This window comes from uncultured Fenollaria sp. (assembly GCF_934202865.1).
Taxonomy (GTDB): Bacteria; Bacillota; Clostridia; order Tissierellales; family Peptoniphilaceae; genus Fenollaria.
In genome coordinates this window covers 1-2,621 of sequence record NZ_CAKPYL010000084.1, presented here as the reverse complement: position 1 = coordinate 2,621, position 2,621 = coordinate 1, and the positions used below count along the sequence as shown (strand labels likewise).

The 2,621-nt window shown below is 36.9% G+C and carries 2 protein-coding genes and 1 pseudogene; all 3 read right to left on the bottom strand.

Translation table 11 applies throughout. The features are described from left to right. Positions 1-432, bottom strand: a pseudogene (locus Q0E71_RS06660) (hydrolase); the annotation flags it as partial. Further along, positions 425-1,444 (bottom strand): lysylphosphatidylglycerol synthase transmembrane domain-containing protein, encoded by a 1,020-nt coding sequence (locus Q0E71_RS06655; protein WP_294797232.1) that lies wholly within the window; start codon positions 1,442-1,444, stop codon positions 425-427. The pseudogene Q0E71_RS06660 and the gene Q0E71_RS06655, both read right to left, overlap by 8 nt. Beyond that, the coding region (locus Q0E71_RS06650; protein WP_294797230.1) for a M18 family aminopeptidase at positions 1,444-2,621 on the bottom strand (1,178 nt) is incomplete at its 5' end. The genes Q0E71_RS06650 and Q0E71_RS06655, both read right to left, overlap by 1 nt.

Here is a 2,621-nt window from a genome sequence, read left to right as displayed (position 1 = left end):
ATCGTTGTATGAGGCAATAGACGCTATGACAGGTATGTCAATATACTCAGACATCTCTTTAATGACTTCATTCTTCATTGGCGCATTAACCACTACGCCAAAAGCTCCATATAATTCTGCTTGAAAAGCTATCTGTATACTTCTTTGTCCAGTAGTTAAGCCGCCGCCAACGCCAACAAAGACAGGTCCTGGTGATACATCAAGTATCGCCTTTGTAATTGATAGCTCAGGTGTAAATGGATAGACAGCTATAACCCCATCTGCATTGGTATTTCTGATAATGGCAACGTCTGTTGAGAAAACTAAGGATTTTATTCTTTTGCCCTTTATGTTTATGCCTGAGCATCTATAAACAGCTTCGGGTACCTTTTGAACGTGTCTTCTAAGAACAGTTTCAACACTTGGCACGTACTTTTTTTCATCGTTATTCATTTTTTTCTACCTCTTTTTCTGTTCTAAAGTTAATTGTAAATAGCGCTCCAACTATGATTGGCGCATAAAATGTAAATACCCTCCAAAGTATCACTACTATGGCAATGGATGAAATATTCTTATAAAGTGGCCCGAATATGCCTAAGAAGGCACCTTCTGCGCCTAAAGCTGCACCTGGTAGTGGCACATAGCCCGATATCAAAGCGACCATACATGCAGCGCAAACACTTAGAACAACATCACTTGTTACTCCACCAAAGGAAGCGAAAACAACGTGTGGTATTGACCATAAGGATATGTTTTGTAGTGCTACAAAAATCGCGCACGGAATAAGTTTATATAAACCTTCCCTTTTAAATACCCTGAATGAATCGTAGAATGAATCTATCTGCTTATCTAGCCTTTCAATTTTTTCCTTTGCATTTTTCTTATTAAAAAATCCTATGACTTTAACTATAATTTTTTTGCTCTTTCTTGGAAATATTATTACGCTTGCTATTAATAAGGTTACTAAAACACTTAAAGCAACCCCAAGTATCATCATAAGGCCTGTAAACCATGTTTTTCCAAGACTATGATAGGAATAATAAATTGAGAATAATCCTAAAATAAGCGTAACCACATTATTTATTATCAATAGTAAAATAACTACAGATGATGAAAGCCCTGGTGCTAGGCCAAAGTCCCTCATTCTCAAGACTTGCATCGGCTGGCCACCAGTTGACGATGGGGTAATCGCGTTAAAGAAGGCTCCCGTCATAGTTACTTTAAATGCATCAACTGCTCTAATCTTGGCGCCTAATACTTTGAGCAAAGCATTAAGTGAAAGTGATCCAAAGAACCAAAATAAAAATATCAAGAAGGCTGCTAATAGCAAATAATAGCCATTAGCTTGCCTGACTGTTGATATTATCTTTTCTGGGCCGTCTATGAAGTAGGCGCTTAATAACACGACTACTATAGACAATATAATAACGACTAAGGAAAAAATCTTCGTCTTTTTATTTTTCATTATTTAAAAAATTCTGTAAATATCTTATACAAATTATAATGATCTTCAACGCTGCCAAACTCTCTAACTGAGTGCATAGCAAGTATTGGGTTACCTATGTCAACTGATTTTATATCTAATTGAGTTGAGCTTATTGGGCCAATAGTTGAGCCGCCACGAACGTCTGATCTGTTTAAGAAAGCTTGTACCTTTGCTCCAGCTTTTTCTGCGAATTGCTTAAATACAGAAGCTGACTCAGCATCTGATGTGTAGCTTTGATTTGCAGCGTACTTAATACAAACGCCCTCGCCCATCTTAGGCATATTAGTTATATCGCACTTTTCTGGATAGTTAGGGTGATAAGCGTGAGCAAGGTCAGATGAAATCATAAATGATTTTGCCTTTGCTCTGTAAAATTCTTCGTCATCTAAGCCTAGTGCTAAAACTATCCTTCTCATTACATTCTTTAAGAATGGGCTGTTAGCGCCTTGTTTAGTCATAGAGCCAACTTCTTCGTTGTCTGAAACGTAGATTAGATTGATGGCATCTGATGCCTCATTAGCTAATAAAGCCTTGTATGATAGATGAGCCATAGCTAAGTTATCAAGTCTACCTATTTGCATAAACTCGTCATTTAAGCCAAGTATCTTTCCGCCTTCTCTATCGTATAAGAATAAATCAAAATCAAGAATATCTTCTCTAGCTACTTTTAGTTCTTTTGCTAAAATATCTTCCAATTTAAGTTTTTCCATAGTATCGTTAATTAGTTCAAGTATTGGAAGTGTATCCTTTTGTGCATTTATTTCAAAACCCTTATTTACTTCTCTGTGTTGATGTATACATAGACTTACTATGCTCATTAAGTCCTTGTCAATATTAACAAGGTGCATATGAGGATGAAGTGCGTCCTTTTCGTTCTTTGTATATACTCTACCAGCTATTGATAAGGCTCTGTCAAACCAAGTGTGCAAGATGGCACCGCCATAAACCTCAGTATTAAGCTTATGATAGCCGTTTTGATATATATCAGCTGCTGGCTTTATTCTAAAGCATGGGCTGTCTGAGTGAGATGCGATTATCTTAAAAGCAAGATCTTCCTTAGTCTTTGGAATGTCAAAAGCTAAGATGGCTGAGTCGTTCTTCTTCACAAAGTACTTTCCGCCTAAGCTTAAGTCCCACTTGTCCTCTTCTTTAAGTT

What these genes read in the sequence shown, in the direction of transcription:
- Q0E71_RS06655 (WP_294797232.1), bottom strand. Translation starts at nt 1,444, where the DNA reads ATGAAAAATAAAAAGACGAAGATTTTTTCCTTAGTCGTTATTATATTG.